General features: G+C 42.0%; 13 protein-coding genes and 1 tRNA gene. 3 read left to right on the top strand and 11 right to left on the bottom strand.

The genetic code is table 11. The features are described 5' to 3' along the window. Positions 1–946: 946 nt before the first annotated feature. A tRNA-Thr gene (locus tag DWW81_RS10460) sits at positions 947–1,022 on the bottom strand. Between the two features lie 588 nt (positions 1,023–1,610). Between DWW81_RS10460 and DWW81_RS10455 the strand changes: the two genes are divergently transcribed. Beyond that, a complete protein-coding gene (locus DWW81_RS10455; protein WP_117897598.1) occupies positions 1,611–1,991 on the top strand; it encodes a hypothetical protein in 381 nt (126 codons plus the stop codon). 216 nt (positions 1,992–2,207) lie between these two features. Here the strand turns inward: DWW81_RS10455 and DWW81_RS10450 are convergent, their stop codons facing one another. From DWW81_RS10450 to cls, 8 genes are all read right to left on the bottom strand, one after another. After that, positions 2,208–2,870, bottom strand: a complete 663-nt coding sequence (locus tag DWW81_RS10450; protein ID WP_117876409.1) for an ABC transporter ATP-binding protein — start codon at positions 2,868–2,870, stop codon at positions 2,208–2,210. 13 nt (positions 2,871–2,883) lie between these two features. Then, on the bottom strand, positions 2,884–4,161 hold the full coding sequence (locus DWW81_RS10445; protein WP_117897599.1) for a hypothetical protein: 1,278 nt from the start codon (positions 4,159–4,161) through the stop codon (positions 2,884–2,886). A gap of 1 nt (position 4,162) precedes the next feature. Then, positions 4,163–5,374 (bottom strand): ABC transporter permease, encoded by a 1,212-nt coding sequence (locus DWW81_RS10440; protein ID WP_117897600.1) that lies wholly within the window; start codon positions 5,372–5,374, stop codon positions 4,163–4,165. A gap of 15 nt (positions 5,375–5,389) precedes the next feature. Continuing rightward, entirely contained in the window at positions 5,390–5,599 is a 210-nt protein-coding gene (locus DWW81_RS10435) for a hypothetical protein (RefSeq protein WP_117897601.1), read from the bottom strand. A gap of 39 nt (positions 5,600–5,638) precedes the next feature. Then, positions 5,639–6,310, bottom strand: coding sequence for a DUF4367 domain-containing protein (locus tag DWW81_RS10430; protein ID WP_117897602.1), 672 nt, complete (start codon positions 6,308–6,310; stop codon positions 5,639–5,641). Beyond that, positions 6,303–6,839: a sigma-70 family RNA polymerase sigma factor gene (locus DWW81_RS10425; RefSeq protein ID WP_022288371.1), complete on the bottom strand. Its 537-nt coding sequence runs from the start codon at positions 6,837–6,839 to the stop codon at positions 6,303–6,305. Before DWW81_RS10425 ends, DWW81_RS10430 begins: the two co-directional genes overlap by 8 nt. A 501-nt stretch (positions 6,840–7,340) precedes the next feature. Then, positions 7,341–8,771, bottom strand: coding sequence for a magnesium transporter (mgtE, locus tag DWW81_RS10420; protein ID WP_117897603.1), 1,431 nt, complete (start codon positions 8,769–8,771; stop codon positions 7,341–7,343). 291 nt (positions 8,772–9,062) lie between these two features. Continuing rightward, positions 9,063–10,619 carry a cardiolipin synthase gene (gene cls / locus DWW81_RS10415; RefSeq protein WP_117897629.1) on the bottom strand — a complete coding sequence of 519 codons (1,557 nt, stop codon included), beginning with the start codon at positions 10,617–10,619 and terminating at the stop codon, positions 9,063–9,065. A 190-nt stretch (positions 10,620–10,809) separates the two neighbouring features. Between cls and bsh the strand changes: the two genes are divergently transcribed. Then, complete coding sequence (gene bsh / locus DWW81_RS10410) at positions 10,810–11,784, top strand: choloylglycine hydrolase (protein WP_117897604.1); 975 nt, start codon at positions 10,810–10,812, stop codon at positions 11,782–11,784. A 37-nt stretch (positions 11,785–11,821) separates the two neighbouring features. Here the strand turns inward: bsh and DWW81_RS10405 are convergent, their stop codons facing one another. Then, positions 11,822–15,307, bottom strand: coding sequence for a sugar-binding domain-containing protein (locus tag DWW81_RS10405; protein ID WP_117897605.1), 3,486 nt, complete (start codon positions 15,305–15,307; stop codon positions 11,822–11,824). A gap of 10 nt (positions 15,308–15,317) precedes the next feature. Further along, positions 15,318–18,320: a glycoside hydrolase family 2 TIM barrel-domain containing protein gene (locus tag DWW81_RS10400; protein ID WP_117897606.1), complete on the bottom strand. Its 3,003-nt coding sequence runs from the start codon at positions 18,318–18,320 to the stop codon at positions 15,318–15,320. Positions 18,321–18,420: 100 nt separating this feature from the next. Here DWW81_RS10400 and DWW81_RS10395 point away from each other — a divergent pair, with 100 nt between their 5' ends. Beyond that, positions 18,421–19,245 (top strand): AraC family transcriptional regulator, encoded by an 825-nt coding sequence (locus DWW81_RS10395; RefSeq protein ID WP_243004737.1) that lies wholly within the window; start codon positions 18,421–18,423, stop codon positions 19,243–19,245. The last annotated feature ends 28 nt before the right edge of the window (positions 19,246–19,273 follow it).

The following is a 19,273-nucleotide window of genomic DNA, read 5'->3' as shown; positions in this document are numbered from 1 at the left end:
CTGCATAATTCTTGTTCGAATAAAATGTGTCAAGTGATATTGACAAAACCACTTTGCCGTTTCCTCAGCAGATGCGGGCATAACCGCAGCTGCACTTGCGGTCATAGCTAAAGCGAGTGCGCCGGACAACATTCGTTTCAACCGTGACTTTGTTTTTGTTTTAAACATTTCTTTTACCTCCGTTATTTTATTAATGAAACTTGTTAAGTTAAAACAAACCTCTTGTTAATAATTATATAATATTAACAACCAGAAATTAACAATATTTACAAAAAATATATTTAAATTCTAAATTTCAGAACTTACACTAATTTTAAGTTAATTAAATTAAGAATATTGTAATTTTTAAACAAATGTTCTACATTATTCGATTATTTACGACAATAAGCGACACATTTAATTTAATGTTTTGCATAATCAGTTTTATATATTTTCTAATTATTACAGAGAATTATTGTTTTATTTTCAAAAAAAGACTTCGGAATCAAAATCCCGAAGTCCAAAAGCTGATAGTCGGACTCAAACCGTAAGCGTAAAATAACCCGCGTTTATTTACAGCAGAAAAAGACCTCGCCGAAAAACACAGCGAGGTTAAGAGCGTATTAGTTTTTCCATGGCAAAAAATTGTGTCATTCGGTTTTGAGAACAACCTGGTCAAGTATTTTTCAGTGGGCAGGTTACTCATCCATTCATCATGTGTACGCTTTGCCTTGCGCTGATGCTACACATTTCTCACGGAGCTTCCGACATGTTCTTTTCCTCCTGTGTCTAATTTGATCCTACACACTCTATAGAGTTGCTTGGACTTTATTATACGCCAAAATTCAATTGTTTGGAAGTCGTGGATTTATTTTACGCTTACTTTGCTTTTAGCCTGGGCCTTTGAGAAACTAAAAAAGTTTATGCATAATATGACAAAACCCTCCTAATGTCTAGAAGGGTTCTATGGAGCTGGAAACGTGACTTGAACACGCGACCTGCTCATTACGAATGAGCTGCTCTACCAACTGAGCTATTCCAGCATATATTAAATTTTTCTGTTAGCTTATTTGATCCGCCGCCGTGTCGCTTTATCAACAACCCACGACCTGCTCATTACGAATGAGCTGCTCTACCAAATTTCAAACGGTGTCATCTCGGTAGAAATGCGCCGAATTCAACCACTTGTTTGCCACTTATTTGTGCTGAAAATCGCCCAAATCGGCTTGAGATCACCGAACTTGCAATGCTCGGAAATGACGCAAAATCGGGTTTTTTCGCATTTTACTAAAGACCACATCAGGTGTGCGGATTAATTCAATTCCCGTACGGGTCACCAAAGCTTAAAGCTCGGAGATAGCACATTGTGCTGTTTCCGAGCTTTTGTTATCTGAAGTTTCATACCTTCCATGTTCTGCCCTACTTTTCCCCGCACACCTCACTCTTGAGTTTTTTCGCATACATCTTCAAGTCTAACTCGCATAAGCCCATCTACAAACCCGAATTTGTTGCGTAAGTATCGTAAGAATTATTAATGCAGACTTGAGGGCTAAGCGTTTTTGGCTTATAAAGTCAAATAAGTGTCTTGTAATGGGCTTAAAAAGTGTGCTTGCCCTTGTTGTTGACACGCCATGTGCTTATGTGCTACAATTCAGCAAGTAGGAAACCAACTCATAAGCGACCTTTCCGACTATTTTGACGTCGAGCTTATCAACCGCTTCTCACAGAAATACACTTTCAGCGAGATATCAAGGTCGGTGTACAGAAAGATAGTCGAAAAACGGCTTGCGAGCGAAATAAAAGTCATCAAAAGGCTTCACCCTGAGCTGAATATAGACTCCCTGTTCAGTGCAGACGAGCTTGCAAAGGCAGTAGATAAGATAACAGCCGACACCTACAACATCAAATCAGGTGCAAGACCTGCCATCACAGCAGTAAGCAAGTTCATTGACAGCAAGCTCCTTTCACACTTCTCACGCATGGCAAAAACATACAGACCAAACCAAAACTAACGCTTCGCCATACAAAAAAATCAATGACCGCACCTTTCACGGGCGCGGTCAATTTTTATTCTGACAATTTTACTCTTATTAAACAGATATAAAGAAAAGAAAGATAAAAAAGCTCGAATTATGTTATTAGGATATGTCACACCCACAGAATATCACGCTAAACAGCCGATATCAAAATGTGATTTTTACATTTGATGTGCGGGAATTGGATTTTTTCTATATGATCTTACCGTCAGACACTTCGATAACACGACTGCATTGTTCTGCGACTTTTGGATCGTGAGTAACGATAACGACTGTTTTTCCCTCTTTGTTAAGGCGTTTGAAAAGCTCCATTATCTCGGCCGAGGTCTTTGTGTCCAGCGCTCCTGTAGGCTCGTCCGCAAGTATCATGGCAGGCTCGTTGACAATTGCTCTGGCTATAGCAACACGCTGCTTCTGTCCTCCCGAAAGCTTGTTGCAAGGCTTCTTAGAAAGATCCCCCATACCAACAGCTTTTAATGCTTCAAGAGCTTTTCCTTTTTTATTCTTTATCTTTTTCTTTGCAAAATCCAATGGAATCAATACGTTTTCAAGGGCAGAAAAATCCTCAACAAGTGCAAAGTCCTGCATTACAATGCCTATCTTTTCATTCCTTATCTTTGCATACTGCCCCTCCGATAAATTTTTTACCAAAGTGCCGTCAATTGTGTACTCACCGCTCTGATAGCTGTCTATGCAGGCAAGGATATGCAAAAGTGTGGATTTTCCTGCGCCTGATTTTCCAATTATCGCTACCATTTCACCGTCTGATATCTCGCATGATACCCCATGCAAAGCCTCATATTCATTGGCTTTCTTTGGATTATATATCTTTATTATTTTATCAAGCTTTATCATTATAATGCCTCTCTTATTCATTTATCATCAAGATCTCATTTGGTGTATTTCGTCTCATTATAACGCCCGGTATCAAAAGTGAGATCAGAATGTTCAAGATAACGATACATACACAGCCAATCAAGTGCAGCCAACCAAAACTTATCACTGTATTTCCCATAAATTTGCTCATAGTAAGAACATTTGAAATACACACTGCAATGGCGGCTGCCATAACTGCGGTCATAAGATCACACACAAGATCTATCTTGATATATGCGTTCCACTTTGCTCCGCAGAGATAATAGATACCATAATCTCCAAGTCTCTTTTTTATGTTCACTGCCGAAGCAGAAACTGAGCTTACAATAACAAGAACTATCACGCATATAAGCATTGGAACAAGCTTGATAAGCTGACCATTAATATAGACAAGCGAATTTTCTCTGAAATCCTCAAAGTCAAAAACCCTGCCATAATCCCTCAGATATAATTCAAGCTCCTTAAAACGCTCATTGCTTACATTATCCTTTAACGTTACTATCTGATTGCCACAAGGATATATTTTACAGTTTATATCTTTAAGACAGTCTGTCGGAACTATCAGCATCATGTTGCCATGCTTATTAACATTAGCATAAAGATCTCTGAAATCAGGCTTTTCTTTTATACTATCCTCAGTGCCTAAATATGCAGATGAAAACCCCAGCAACTGTGAGCCGTCAGCTATGACACCGACAATTTCCACCTTGTTCTTAACATACTCATACTTATAAGGATCAGCATAGTCAAAATCCTCATCATCAGGGGACATCTCCACTACTTTCTCTTTGTGCATAATGGTAACTATGTCACCCGTTTTGTAGTTGCTGTTTTCAGTCACAACAGCAGGTATCAAATCTCCGTTAGCCGACGCATTAGACAGCCATTTTCCCGAACTCATCTGCGGCGTAAATGACTTTATCATATCTTCAGATAAAGCATTAACGCTCATTCTATCGTCACCAAGTCCATTAGATAGATCTTTTGATGACGGAGAATAATACAAGCTTGTATCATATCCGCTTGTCACCGACTCCACATCATCAATATTTTTAAGCTCACCGTCAAGAGGAGCAGTATCATATATATTACATATATATAGTCCCTTGCCATCAGGAAAGTATTTCTTTACAGGAGTATACATCTCTATTCTTGAAAGAACAGAAGAAACAGCCGCCGACATTATAATAAACGCAATGGCGAGCTGAACAGCGATAAAAATATTGCTGTAGATATTTCTTGCAAATTCTTTTAAACCATATTTTATCATATTATTTTCCCCTCTCTTTCATCATTTTCACAGGGGATCTTTTATTTGTAAACAATATCACAATGTTAAGGAACAAATAAATAGAAATAATATATATTCCAAATATGGTCATATATACCCTGAAATTATATGCGACCTTGATATACTCAAAAAACAAAGTAAGCTTAGGAAGCAGCGCATAATTGAATACCAATGCAAATATCACATATATCGTCACTGATATCATACCTATCTCGGCTATATACATCCGTCTTATTTTATTTGAAGTACAGCCGCACAGCATGAATATAGCAGTCTGTTTAGCACGGGATCTTATTATGTATCTGAAAAGCATTGCAAGATTTATTGCAGAAGCTATCGCAACGGCTACGGACATAAATATAACGGAATTGTAGAATTTTATTTCAGCCATATCGATCGTGTCTATCGGAGGAAAATTAACATTACACGTTAGAACTTCGCTGAGAGCTTTTTTCAGCTTAAAAAAGCTTTCTGTATCTAGAGCATTGTCATCAAGAAAACTTATGCTTGAAATAGTGCAGTTATCACCCAACGTTTTAAATGGCACCTGAAATTCCTCTTGTACAGTATTACCGAATATGCCTATGACCTTATAGCTTTTGCCAAGCAGTTCAACATTCTTGCCAATCATATCGTCTTTTGCGCAGCTAGGCAGCACGACCAAATTTTCGTCTGAAGCATATTCTTCCTTAGTAAAATATCTGCCTTTGCGTATACTCATGTTGTCGACATATGATTCGTATAAACTATAATCATTCAACTCCTTATCATATTGAATGCGCACCGCAGACATAAGATACGGTTGACCGCCGTCAAAACACTCATCAATTTTAAGCTCGTCTTGATCAAACATTAAACTAAAATACATACCCGGCATTGACGCTTTAGAATTATCATCAAGCTTGTCAAGCACCTCCCGAAGCTGAACAGGAGTTATAGAATCTGTTCCAAAATAAGACAAGATCCTGCCATCACTGTCTTCCTGAGTATCTATTATATCGCCAAATGAAAAAGTATAGTTAAATACATACTTCTTTTGCTTTTCAAAATCCTTGCTTGCTTTAAAATTCTGAAATGCACCATGTGAAAACAATATTATAAGCACATCAGTAACGGCGCAAACAATAAATAGAATAAAGATAAGCACATTCTTTACGGCAAAATTTTTCAGGTTAATAAAAACGTATTTCATTTAGTCCTCTTAATATTACTTATTTTGATTTATACGGTAATAAACATCGTCTATAGTATACTGATTATCCTTATCGGTTTTAACTTCTACACAATGAATATAATAAGCATATGACTGACCATATACCTCTTTGGTTGCTGACGTAGTTGCTAATGCAGTAGTAACAGCCATAGTGCTTACAATAGCCAATGCAACAATTCCCGTAACAATTTTCTTAATAATCATACTTATTTCCTTTCTCGTTTCGTAATAAATCACGAATTTTTAATTTGTAGACTTAACTGAATTTGCCATACGAATTATGTCACTTTCGCTCGCATTTCCAACGATTGAGCATGAAAATAATTTATCAGTCCAAACAAGAATAATATCATTTTCAGTTATTGAAATATATCCGTCATATTTACCTATTTTTATTTGCCTTGCACCTAAATCATCAATATCTATATTCATTCCAGCCGATATATCATTTTGAGTGAATTGAATTTGCTCCGTGCCGTTTGTATAAGTCACAATGTGTGTAAAATCGTCTATAAAATCTTCTGACAATACATAACCGCTAGGAATGAAGTCAGGAGTCATAACATTGTTGGCAACAGACAAACTATTATCTTCAATATCACCATCTGCAAATCTTACACTAGAATGAGATGCCCCTTGCGTCACAAAAACTCCAACAAACCATTCACGCAGCGGCGGTACGGCGGCAACTGTCACAGAGCCGACTGCAAGCACCGCAGCTATTATCGCCGCAGCAAATCTTAGAGTGATCCTTATATGTCTGTGACCGCTTTTTCTGTTAGTTTTTATCAGCTCGCCAATTCTCTGCTCATATTTTTCCGAAAAATCATGTGGAATTTTCTCAACAGCCAAATAATCCTTATAGTCTTCATCAATTATGCCTGTTTTTATTGCCCGTCTTAACTTATCATTCAAAACGATCACCACCGATCAAATCTAAAATTTGTCTTTTGGCTTTGTTCAGATAATTAAATACCGTTCTCTTAGAAATGCCCATGATCTGTGCGATCTCATCAGCAGTCAGATCATAATAGACCTTATATGCTATCACAGACTTTAGTTTATCATCCAGCTTTCTTACCGCATCTATAAGCAGATCTAAGTCAATATCATCATAAAAATCCTCACTCGGCTCATCTTCCACCTTAAGATCAAATATAGACGATGTTGGATTTTGATTTTCCTTATTGTAGATCGCATAACAGGCGTTTCTAATAGTTCTAATAAGATATGCGTCCATATCGTGCAAAGAATAATTGTGAATTTTTTTAAAACATTTTGCGATGCTGAAAAAAGCATTTGCACAAGCCTCTTCTGCCAGCGCAGAATTATTCAAGATCTTGTATGCAAAAGCATAGGCTATCTGACGATTTCTGTAATAAAAATCTTCAAAAGACGTCTGATCCTTATCGTTGTCTATCAAGGTCATACATACAGCTAACATTTGATTCCCCCTGAATTACTTATGTTACTAAGTATAACACATATTGACATACTTTTCAAGATACCAACAAATAAACTTATAACCCGAAATTATAATACATTTTGCAATTTATACTTGTATAAAACTAACATGATTGAGCCGTTCAATTTAGTTAAAGCTACAAAAATTCAAATATAAATCAACAATATGATGCACAAAATGGTGAACTTTTGTCAGATGAAAAACTGGTATCTTTCATTTACTTTTTCAACCATAAGATCTATGGCATTTATCAATTCAAAAAAATTGAGAATAACAAATTAGTTTTGGTCAAAGAAATAAGGAAGTCATACTATGATTCAATAATCGATCAAAAAAAGGTCTTTTCAGAAATTGAAGAAAACTCCAAATGCAAAATTATTCAATAAGATAGGCATTACCTTGAATCTAATAGCCAAACCTGAAAAAGCCAACCGCACCCAAACGGATGCGATCGGCTTTTTTATCTTATTCTATTTTTTTCTACCCCAGCTTCAAAACATTCAGCAGGAATATCCAGCTAGTTCCATAGTAAGCCACAACTGCCACCAGATCGTTCAGCGTGGTTATCATAGGGCCTGACGCAACGGCAGGATCTATCTTTATTTTCTTGAATAAAAGCGGTGTGAGCGTTCCCACTGCACTGGATACTATTATGGCAAGTATAAGTGAAATGCCTATACAGCCCGACATTGCAAAGGAGTATACCAACCCCTTGCCCTTGAAAAAGAAAATATACAGCCCCACCGCTATGAACGACAGCATGCCTATAAGAGTGCCGTTTAGAAGTCCAACTCGCATTTCTTTTGACACAAGGTGAAGCTTCTGCTTTGCAGTAAGGCTTCCGTCTGTAAGCACACGGATAGTCACTGCAAGGGATTGTGTACCAACATTTCCCGCCATGTCAAGTATCAGCGATTGGAACGCCACAATAAGAGTGAGCTGTGCAACAACTTTCTCAAACGCTCCCACCACTGTGGACACCACCATGCCAAGTCCCAACAGCACAAGGAGCCACGGCAATCTCTTTTTCACACTCTGCAACACAGGCTCGTTAAGATCCTCCTCTGCGGAAAGACCGCCAAGCTTTGCATAATCCTCGCCCATTTCATCATCTGATGCCTCGATGATGTTTTGCGCTGTGATAACTCCCAGCAGCCTGTTTGAATCGTCAAGCACCGGTATGATATACTCTGAATAATCCTTCAGCTTTTCGATACAATCGGCAGTCTGCTCGTTGGCGTAAACATATGGAAAAGAAGTTGCCGTTATGCTCTCAAGCTCCACCTCGCTGTCAGCCGTGATAAGATCCTTGAGATCTATAGCTCCGCTGAAAACCTTATTTTCGTCCACCACAAACAGCGTTGAGATGTTGTCATTTTTTCTCGCCTGACTAACAAGAGCATTCATTGCCTGCTTTACAGTCATGTCCTCGTCAATAATAATGCAGTTTGTGGTCATTCTGCTTCCTATCTCTTCCTCATCAAATGAAGCGATAAGCTTGAGTTCACTGCGTACATCAGGTGCAACAGCGTCTATAATAAGGCTTCTCCTGTCCTTATCTGTTTCAGACAGAATATTCACCGCTGTATCAGTGTCAAGCTCCGATATAAGCTCCGAAGCCTTGTGGATATCCATTTCCCTGAGATACTCCCCTGCCTGCTTTTCGTCAAGATATTCAAATATCTCTGCCAGCATTTCAAGACTGCACACACGATAGAATTTTCTTCTGTTGAGAACAGAAAACGTACTTATTACCTCTGCGATATCACTGCCATGATAATCGTCAAGCTTGTTCATCATGGCTTTCGGGGAATCATTGCTGTTGATGACAGCGGTTATCTCGTCGCAGTGAATGTTCTTTACTGTGTCCTCGTTTAAAATTACATTTTTGTTCAGTTCATTTTTCTTCATTTGCTTGTCCTCCGTTTCATTTTTTTATGACGTGAGGGACAAACAGGCATAAAAATGCCCGTGCATGACAGGTCACACACGGGCAGATATATCAGATCACAACGAATAAAACGGCAACGCAAAGCGAAGCCCGTCGGCTGTGTTCACATATATACATAATTGCCCGTTAGACCCGCAACTGTCGCTGTTTGCCACTTTATTCACCTCCGTATTATACTAGTCCTTTGATATTATACCATTTTAGCAAAGATCTATCAACACCCAAAATCTTATTTTAATATTAAAAAGCTGTTAAAGCAATGGTGCAAATATCCTTAGCACGCCGTCAATGAGCCGTCCAAAGAAACCACGCTTTGTGTCCTCAAGCGTGCGCTGTTTGCACTTGCTCTGAGTGTCCAGAATGTCCGTCTTAAAGGTCTTTATTATAGACGAATCATAGAATATAGAACTGCACTCAAAATGCAGGAAAAGACTTCTGTAATCAAGATTTACCGAACCCAGCACCGCAAGCTTGTCATCGCATATACAGCCCTTTGCATGAACAAACCCAGGGGTGTATTCATATATCTTCACTCCTGCCTCGATAAGCTGACGGTAATAGCTCCTTGAAAGCCTGAAAACCACCTTTTTGTCAGCGATACCGGGCATTATGATGCGCACGTCGACCCCACGTTTAGCCGCCCTTATAAAAGCGTCAAAAAGGCTGTCACCAAGCATAAGATACGGTGTGTAGAACCACACATAATCGCTTGCGGCATAGAGCATCTCAGAAAAAAACGTGTTGCTCACATTTTCGTCCACCATAGGGGAATCATAATAAGGCAAAACATAGCCGTCGCCACCCTTGCCCTCTTTTTCAAAGCTCTCCCCCACAAGGTCATGAGGTATCAAGTCATTTGAAAAAGCGTTCCAGAACTCCATAAACATATAGGTGTAGCTTTTTACGCCCTCGCCTGTTATCTTAAAGCCGATATCTTTCCAGTGACCATATTTCGAGCCTATGTTTATATACTCGTCCGAAAGATTTATTCCGCCGCTGTATGCAACTCTGCCGTCCACCACCATTATTTTTCTGTGGTCACGGTTGTTGAGCTGTGATTTTATAAAAAGGAACGGATTGAAAGGCACACATTTTATACCTTTCTCACCAAGCTTCAAAGCGTCTGCAAGAGAATATGTTGCGATACTGCCGAGGTCGTCATACATTATCCTGACGTCAACGCCCTGAGCCGCCTTTCTCGCCATTATATCCACCATAGTGTTAAGGAACTTGCCGTTTTGCAAAATAAAATACTCCGCAAAAATATATTTCTCAGCCTTTTCAAGCTCCATGCACATATCAGTGAACATTTCCTCGCCCACGGAAAAATACTCTGCGCTGTCAAGCTTCACCATAGGAAATCCCGTTGCGTCGCTTATTCTTTTCACCGATTGAGCAAGCCTTTTGTCCTCACGTTCAAGCTCTCCTATGCACTTTTCCCCGTCAGGAAGCTCATAGTCCATGTGAAGCCTTGCCTTTGTGATATTCTTTTCAAGCTTTTTCGCAGTATTGTTATTGCCGAAAATTATATACATAACTGCACCAAGCACGGGAAAAGTAAGTATCACAATAAGCCAAAGGGTCTTGTAGCTGCTCTCCTCACGCTTTGTGTTGATATAAAGCACAAACAGAAATGACAGCACAGTAAGCACGATGCTGAGAAGCCCTGCCGCCTTGCTGAGCCATTTAAGTATGAGAAGATACCACAAAAACTGCATCGCCACAGGAACTATCACCGCCACCACTCTGCCTGCTATTTTCTTTACATTGTTCCACGTCAACTCCGTTTCGCTCCTTTCATTTATCATCTTAGGACAACAAAACACTATCATTATGCGATGTTACCATTATTATAACAATTTTTTTAACATAAGTCAACGCCATTGATTTTAACTGCAAAAAGTGTTATATTAAATATAACGAGTCCTGCGGATAGCTTTGTCAGCCGGTGGGCGAACTGTCCGCCCCTACGAAAATAATATAATTGGAGGTAACAAAATGTGTACTGCGGCAACTTATAAAACGAACGATTTTTACTTTGGAAGAACTCTTGACTATGAAAGCTCCTACGGTGAGGAAATAGTCATAATGCCAAGAAACTTTCACCTTAACTTTGTTAATATGGGCAGGATAGCTACCCATTATGCGGTAATAGGCACTGCTCATGTTGCTAAGGATTATCCTCTTTTCTATGACGCCGCCAATGAAAAAGGTCTTGCCATGGCAGGTCTTAACTTTGTTGGCAATGCCTTTTACCGTGATGATATAGACGGCAAAGACAACGTTGCACAGTTTGAGTTTATCCCATGGATACTCTGTCAGTGTGCAAACGTGACAGAAGCAAGGACGCTTATAGAAAAGATAAACATAACCAAAACTCAGTTCAGCCTGCAAATGCCGTCAGGTCAGCTCCACTGGATAATAGCAGACAAGAACGATTGTATCGTAGTGGAATCTGTAAAAGAAGGCATAAAGGTCTATAACGATCCCGTGGGAGTGCTGACGAACAATCCTCCTTTTGATATGCAGATGTTCAGACTAAACGATTTCCGTGGACTTTCTCCAAAACAGCCTGAAAACACTTTTTCAGACAAGCTTGACCTTACTTCCTACAGCCGTGGCATGGGCGCAATGGGACTACCGGGCGACCTGTCATCACAATCAAGATTTATAAGAGCCGCATTTGTGAAAATGAACTCACGCTCAGGTGCAGACGAGCAGGACAGTGTGAGCCAGTTCTTCCACATCTTAAACTCAGTTGACCAGCAAAGAGGCTGCTGCGAGGTGGCAGAGGGCAAGTATGAGATAACCATTTATACAAGCTGCTGCAATACTGACAAGGGCATTTACTATTACACCACCTACAACGGACATCAGATATCCGCTGTTGATATGCACAAAGAAGACCTTGACTCCGCCAAGCTTATTGCCTACCCTATGATAACCAACGAGATAATAAACTTTCAGAACTAGCAAACGCTCCGTACAAAATCTGTACGGAGCGTTTTTGTTACTCAAATCTGAAATATTCAAAGTCAAAGTTGCTTCCCGGCAGGAACGCAAATGAAACCTTCTGTTTGCCGCTGATACCTGAGATATCAAAGCTCTTCTGGGCATAATTTTCGCTGTCATCTGTCCTGAACTCGCAGAGTATTCGGTTTTCGCCCTCGCTGCCATTCAAAATAAGATGTATGCTGTTGAGGGAAAGCGGTGACTTTCCGCTTATAACAAGCCTGCTCGGCTGCTTTTCAGAGAAATCGAACTCGCCGAAATCAAGCATAACATTGTTGCCTATCTCAGTCACGCACTTTTCGCCCTTTGTGAACTTGTCACCATAAATGTTGTCAGCATCAGCCGCATTATTCACCGCAAATTCACGGCTCACCTTTTCAAAGTTGAAACCGCCCACTTGGAAACCGTCCTCAGTGAGGATACAAAGGGTCTCAATACCCTTGAGCTTTCTTGAAAGCTTGAAGGTTTCAGGCTTGAAGATCATCCACTCAGGCTTTTTATGATAACTGAACGTGCCCAGATGCTTTCCGCCCTCGTCCGGTATCCCGTCATAAAAGCTTATCTTAACAGGGTCAAGGGTGTTCGCCCATATCTGCACCGTAACAGTGTCAGAGCCTGCACTGCCGAAGTCCAGATTATCATATGCCGCCCATGATGTTACCTTGCCCATGGCAAAGCCTACACCCTTCTTCATGCCGCTTGAAACGTTGTCGCTCGCCCTTGTGAATAGTCCGCCGATAACGAACTGATAAGGGTCGGTAAGTGCGTTTCCAAGTCCCTCAGCGGTGAATTTGAGCATAGAAATGATGTGATAACGCTCAGTACCGTTTTTGCACATTGCACGAAGCCAGAAGCTTCCGTCACCCTTTGCTTTCACCTTTACGCTGTCTGCTGTTACCTCGCACTCTGCAAGATTAGATGTTATGCCCTTTTCATTTGTTACCCTGAACTCTATATCCTCAGCATAATCCGAATTGGCAGGGAGCGCCTTATATTTCACTGTTATCTCAGGGTTATCCTTGTCAAGAGTAAAAGTATCAGTATAAAGTTCTATCTTTCTCACAGGTATCTCGTCTGTCCTGCCGCACTCGGCAGGAGCAAATGCCACGTTTTCAAGTGATGATGTGCCGCTGTCATATTCTGCCTCAACAGCATCAAGCGTAACAACACAGTCTGGCAGACCCTTTGATGTAAGCGTTACCCTTATCTCCCCTGTCTTGTCTGTTGAGCCGATAACAGCAAGCATTTTTCCTGAGAAAAGCCTGCGTGATGTGCCTTTATACTGGTCATAGTCAGTGCTGTCGCCGTTGTCAAGACCCATTAGCCTTGCCGCACCCTCAACGCTGACGTTCACACGATTGTTGGCGTTTGCGCAGAAAGTGCCGTCCTTGTCAAATGCAGATATCTCAATATAAACAAGGTCAGAGCCGTCTGCAAGTATCTCTGTCTTGTCAGGGACAGCTTCTATCCTAACAGCGTCCCCGAATGAACGCTGTATATCCTCTGCGATGATATTTCCATTCTCGTCATATGCAACAGCTTTAAGCTCGCCCTTTTCATATGGTATGACATAGTTCGCTGTCAGCTCCTTGCCATGCTTGTGGTCGATATCATATGCACCCATTGAAACGCCGTCCTTGAAAAGCTCAACTCTCGGAGCATTTGAGCAAACTCTCACGTCGCAAGGAAGTCCGTCGCTGAAATCCCAGTATGGGAAAATATGCACGAATGGGTCAGCCTTATAGTCTGTCCACTCTGCACGGAAAACATAGGCACTGTCCTTTGCAAAGCCTGCTGTGTCGAACTGACCGAAGTATGAGTTTTTCGTGCTGTATGGAGTAGGCTCGCCGATATAGTCAAAGCCTGTCCAAATGAACTGACCTGCACAGTATTCAGCTTCACGGTCAGGGATAATGCAAGCCTCAGTGTTTTTTGCACCCCAGCCTGTGCAGCTATTGCCCAAAGATGAACACTGCTCGTCATCGTCAGTTAGCAAGGTTTCAGACAGCGGGAAATGATAAATTCCACGGCTCTGAACAACAGAAGCCGTTTCACTGCCGTATATCATCCAGTCAGGGTGAGCGTCGTGGTGTTCCTCATAAAGTCTTTCACCGTAGTTATAGCCTGCAAGCTTGAGAATATCAGCGCATTTCTGACCGTTCTCCCACTGCATATAGTTAGAGCCGAATGTAACATAGCCGTTGCCATCAGGGTCATGGAGCCTAACGAGCCTTTTGAGCCAAGCCGTTACCTCCTGACCTCTCTCGTCAGCGTGAGTGTCAAAAATCTCATTTCCCACGCTCCAGCCTATGATAGAAGGGCGGTTTCTGTCACGGCGCACCCATGAAGCAACGTCCTTTTCTACCCACTCATCAAAAAATCTAGCATAGTCATAGTCGGTCTTTGGCCTCTCCCACATATCAAAGCCCTCAGAGAGAATGAGCATACCTGTTTCGTCAGCGATGTCCATAAACTCCTCCGCAGGCATATTGTGAGAGGTTCTGATAGCGTTTATGCCCATTTTGCGTAGCTTTTTAAATCTTCTCCTTATAGCCGCAGGATTGGAAACTGCCCCAAGACAGCCGTTGTCATGGTGTTCGCATGAGCCGTGGAGCTTAACGTGTCTGCCGTTGAGATAAAAACCGCTGTCGCACTTGAATTTGATAGTCCTGAAGCCGAATTTCTGACTTATACGCTGTACACAGCCGCCGTCAACAATAATTTCAGACACCATGGTGTAAAGCACAGGCGAGGCGATATCCCAAAGCTCAGGGTCTTTCACTGTCATGTTCTGCTCAGTGAGAGAATAGCTCACGCCTTTCACACGCACCGCCTCGGGTATGCAGGAAATATCCGCCCCACAAGCGTCAGACTCATAGCTTGCCACCTCTCTGCCGTTCTTGTCAAAAATAGTGTTCCTGATGCGGATTCCCCCAAGAGGAGTACCCACAGGACGAAGCATCTCAGCCTTCACAGTCACCTGCCATTCGTCCTCGTCTTTAGCCGTTGTGATGTAAATGCCGTCATTGCCGAAGCGTATCTCAGGGCTTTCGCAAAGCCAAACCTTTCTGAAAATGCCTGCTCCCGAATACCACCTGGAGTTTGGCGAGTGATGATCCACACGAACAGTAACAACATTCTCTCCGTCCTTGACAAGGTCGGTGATATCGAACATAAATGCCGAGTAGCCGTATTTCCACTCTCCTGCCAAAGTGCCGTTCACATACACCTTGCTGTCCATGTAAACTCCGTCAAAGCGGATAAAAGTGCGTATGCCATCTTTCTTTTGGTAAGAAAAAGCCTTTCTGTACCAGCCTGTAGAAGTTTCATATAGGTCATTTGTATTATAAATAAGCCAATCATGAGGAATGTCCACAGGCTTGAAAGCAAAGTTCTCTGAGTAGTCAGAGCCGAAAGCCGCCTTGTAAAATTCCCAATCGTTGCAAAAAAGCTTTCTGTTTGAGTATGTTTCACAGATATCCATAAAAACTCCTTTATACTTTATTTATATGAATGTGAAAATGTGCGTTTATCAAAGGCTTTTCAAGCTGATATTTCTCCGCAAGCCTTGGTCCGCAGGAGTTAGAACCTACCCCTGCCATTGCATAGTCAACGCAGATAACATTGCTCTCGCACCTTTCAAGCTCATAGTTATGCGCCTTTGCCGCAAGCTCCTCCTGCGTGAACTGAGAAGCGTTGAATGAAAACTCCTTGTCAGCGGTAAACTTCACCTTAGTGTCCCCACCGCACACAGTGAGATATCGACAGCCATAGTGCGATGAATTTTCCTGCGGTCTGATATAATCCTCGTGCATATCCCCGATATCAGCCGCAAATTTGCCAATATAGCAAGCATGACGCTTGTCAATGTAGCTTTCCGTAGGACCATATCCGAAATATTCCGCCCTTGAAAAATCTTTTGGCATGAAAAGCCTTATACCGAACCTTGGAAGCATATCTATCTTATTTGAAAACTCCGCTTCGCATTTTATGTCAAGCCCACTGCCGTCAATAATATAAACAGCTTTCAGCCTGCAAAACGGCTGTTGTATGGACCAGCCAAAAGACTGTGTGACGCTTATCTCCGCTCTGTTCTCGCTCGCTGAAAGCTCACAGCCATAGCTTTTCACATCAAAGTCATTAAGATGCACCTTGTACCAATTGTACTTCATGACATCATTATCCGTAGGCGCACGGAAGAAGTTATACTGCAAAGGTCTGTCAAGAAGCTCTCTGCCGCCGAATTTCACAGAAACAAACGCCGACTTACGCTTGTCAAAGCGGTAAACAACATCTCCCACTGTCACAGTGATATCAAGAGGCGTTTCCACAGCCTTAACATTTTCTTTCACCTCAGCGACCTTACAAGCCTTGCCCTCTGCTATTCTAAGCTGATCGAAGCACACCTCATAGCCATTTTCACAATAGTCAGTGTCCTCCTTTGCAGTGAAAATAAACCTTATGAATGTTTCATTTTCATACTCCGCTGTAGCATTGGGAACATTCACCACAGTGCTTCCCATAGGCTCGATGTCAAAATCCACTCTGCCGATATGTATAATACCATTTTTGTCCGTTATCTCATAGTGACAATCGAGAATATCCCCAGCGTTCACAAACTCCAGCGTGCTTGAAAAAACAAAGCTTCCCTCGCTTTCCCCTTTTGTTACACGCACGGGTCTGTATACCTGCTTTACCTCAAGAAGTCCTGTGTGTGGCGTTCTGTCAGGATAAACAAGACCGTCCATGCAGAAATTGCTGTCATTGTGTCTTTCCCCAAAATCTCCGCCGTAGCCGTATTTTATCTTACCCTCAGCCGTCTTACCAAGCGGTACAGAATGGTCGCACCACTCCCACACAAAGCCGCCGCAGAAACGCTCATTGGAATAGAACACATTGTGATAATCCTCCAGATCGCCAGGGCCATTTCCCATGGCGTGGCAGTATTCACACTGCACAAGAGGTCTGTTTTCCTCAGGCTTTTCAAGATAGCCTTTCAGCCCGTTTAGATCCCAGTACATACCTGAAACTACGTCAAGCACGCTGTCGGAAGTTCCGTCAAGGCAGTGTGTGCTTTCATAATGCACAAGCCTTGTATCATCAAGCCTCTTTATAAGCTCAGCTTCATCAAGCATATTTTTGCCATATCCGCTCTCGTTGCCCAATGACCAGAACACCACGCAAGGGCGGTTTATGTCACGCTTTACAAGACATTCCCCACGATCTTTTATGGCATTGCCAAACCTCTCGTCAGAGGCAAGCATCGCAATGCCGTTGTAATCTGAATAGTCCCACTTGTAGTCATAATAGACCTCCACACAGCCATGTGACTCCAGATCCGCTTCGCCAATAACATAAAGCCCCAGTCTGTCGCAAAGCTGATAAAACACTGGGGAGTTAGGATAATGTGACGTTCTCACAGCGTTTATGTTGTGCTTTTTCATAAGCACAAGGTCAGCTCTCATCTGCTCATAAGAAGCATAATATCCCGTGTCAGGATAGCTGTCATGACGATTTACACCCTTGAACTTCACCGCCCTGCCGTTTATCTTAACAACGCCCTTATCCACCTTTACATCTCTGAAGCCAACTTCCTCGCCGATAACCTCGTCGCCTGCATTGATAGTAAGCCTGTAAAGATAAGGCGTTTCAGCACTCCAAAGCTTGACGTTTTTTAACTTTATCTCAGCCCTCTCACCGTCATAAGCCGAAAACTGAGCCATTGTAACACCATCGCTGTCGCAAAGCCTTGCAGAAACATCACAGCCGAAAGCCGTAAAGCTAAGCTTTGCAGAGCCATTTTCACCGAGAACAGTTTTCACGATATAATTTTCAAGACGCATTTTCGGTCTTGACAGCACATAAACATCTCTGAAAATTCCCGAAAGCCTTATTTTGTCCTGATCTTCAAGATAAGTTCCGTCGCACCATTTCAGCACAGCGGCAGTAATGATATTCCTGCCCTCAGCAAGATACGGCGTAATATTAAACTCAGCCGTAGCGTGAGAAACCTGTGAATATCCCACAAAGCTGTCGTTCACATACAAATAAACACAGCTATCCACACCCTCGAACACAAGCACCCTGTCCATGCCGTCATGTGAGTAGCAATACTCACGCTGATAAACTCCCACAGGTATATCGTCAGGCACAAAAGGCGGGTCAAATGGTATTGGATAGCACACGTTCGTATACTGCGGCTTGTCATAACCGTAAAGCTGCCAGTTTGACGGCACCGGGATAGTGTTCTCAAACTTTTCATGAATAAAATCGTCCTCAAGGTCTATTATGCTGTCATAATAGCGAAAACCCCAGTTGCCGTTTAAAAGCTCCATTCGCTGAGAATTTTTACGATCCTCAAAAGGATCCTGCCCCTTTGCAAACGGCACAAAATAGCAGTGCTTTTCAAGCGTGCCGATGTGCAATGCCTGAGTATCCTCATGATATATCATTTTCGATCTTGGCGAATTTTCCGACGCAAGCTTTAAAATATCCATAGCTGTTCTCCTTTACAAGTTTATAAATTACTGTAATTATTTTATCAGCTATTGACAGGCAAGTCAATGAATGATATTATTAATTTATAACAATATGAATATGGAGTTGATATTTTTGTTCTTTGCCGATTATCCTATCCTGGGAAACGAAAAGTCCCTGCCGCTATATCTGCAAAATATGGGTCAGCAGCACTGTCAGGATCACATTATAAGACCCGAGGGCTATCACTATGACCAGATACTCTACTGCACCAAAGGCAGCGGCACGCTTATCTTTGAGAATAAAGCCATTCCCATACCACATGATACCGCCATATTCATACCCGCTGAAACGCCCCACGAATACTATCCGGAAGAGGATATATGGGATATCCACTGGATAGTCCCCTGCGGATATGCCGCCAAGGATATCCTTACCCAGTTCAGCCTTACCGAGTTTAAAACCTTTCACCTCAGCGACACAAAAATGCTCGAGCATATTTTCCGCAAAATGCACAATGCTCTGCGAACCGACAGTATTTTCGGCAATTACAAAGCCTCTGGCTATTTGTATGATTTTCTTATGGAGTTTTACCGCCTTATCGCCTACAAAGACCCTGCCACGTCAGTATCCTCCGCCCTTATGAAAGCACTGGACTACATAAACTACAACTATTCTTCCCCCATCACAATGGACGAGCTTTGCAGTGTGTCAGGAGTAACTAAACAGCACCTTTGTCTGCTTTTTCGCAAAAAACTCAGTATGCGTCCAATGGAATACATCGCAAAACGCCGTATCCAAGAAGCCAAAGCCCTGCTTACCGGTACAGAAAAAAGCATCGAGCAGGTAGCCGAGGAAACAGGCTTTTGCTCAGAAAGCTATTTCTGCAAGCTTTTCAAAAGATACGAGGGAATGACCCCCTCCGCTTTCCGCCAGATCAAATAACAACAACCAAAAAAAGAGCCGCCCAAAG

The organism is Ruminococcus sp. AF17-1AC (assembly GCF_003461385.1).
Lineage (GTDB): Bacteria > Bacillota > Clostridia > Oscillospirales > Ruminococcaceae > Hominimerdicola > Hominimerdicola aceti.
The sequence above is the reverse complement of the archived record's forward strand: the minus strand, read 5'-3'. Positions and strand labels throughout refer to the sequence as shown.

Bases quoted from the DNA above. Each gene is read 5' to 3' on its own strand.
- DWW81_RS10425 (WP_022288371.1), bottom strand. From the start codon at position 6,839: ATGTTAGCTGTATGTATGACCTTGATAGACAACGATAAGGATCAGACG.
- DWW81_RS10400 (WP_117897606.1), bottom strand. From the start codon at position 18,320: ATGGATATTTTAAAGCTTGCGTCGGAAAATTCGCCAAGATCGAAAATG.
- DWW81_RS10395 (WP_243004737.1), top strand. From the start codon at position 18,421: ATGGAGTTGATATTTTTGTTCTTTGCCGATTATCCTATCCTGGGAAAC.
- DWW81_RS10455 (WP_117897598.1), top strand. From the start codon at position 1,611: ATGTGCTTATGTGCTACAATTCAGCAAGTAGGAAACCAACTCATAAGC.
- bsh (WP_117897604.1), top strand. From the start codon at position 10,810: ATGTGTACTGCGGCAACTTATAAAACGAACGATTTTTACTTTGGAAGA.
- cls (WP_117897629.1), bottom strand. From the start codon at position 10,619: ATGATAAATGAAAGGAGCGAAACGGAGTTGACGTGGAACAATGTAAAG.
- mgtE (WP_117897603.1), bottom strand. From the start codon at position 8,771: ATGAAGAAAAATGAACTGAACAAAAATGTAATTTTAAACGAGGACACA.
- DWW81_RS10445 (WP_117897599.1), bottom strand. From the start codon at position 4,161: ATGATAAAATATGGTTTAAAAGAATTTGCAAGAAATATCTACAGCAAT.
- DWW81_RS10450 (WP_117876409.1), bottom strand. From the start codon at position 2,870: ATGATAAAGCTTGATAAAATAATAAAGATATATAATCCAAAGAAAGCC.
- DWW81_RS10405 (WP_117897605.1), bottom strand. From the start codon at position 15,307: ATGGATATCTGTGAAACATACTCAAACAGAAAGCTTTTTTGCAACGAT.
- DWW81_RS10440 (WP_117897600.1), bottom strand. From the start codon at position 5,374: ATGAAATACGTTTTTATTAACCTGAAAAATTTTGCCGTAAAGAATGTG.
- DWW81_RS10435 (WP_117897601.1), bottom strand. From the start codon at position 5,599: ATGATTATTAAGAAAATTGTTACGGGAATTGTTGCATTGGCTATTGTA.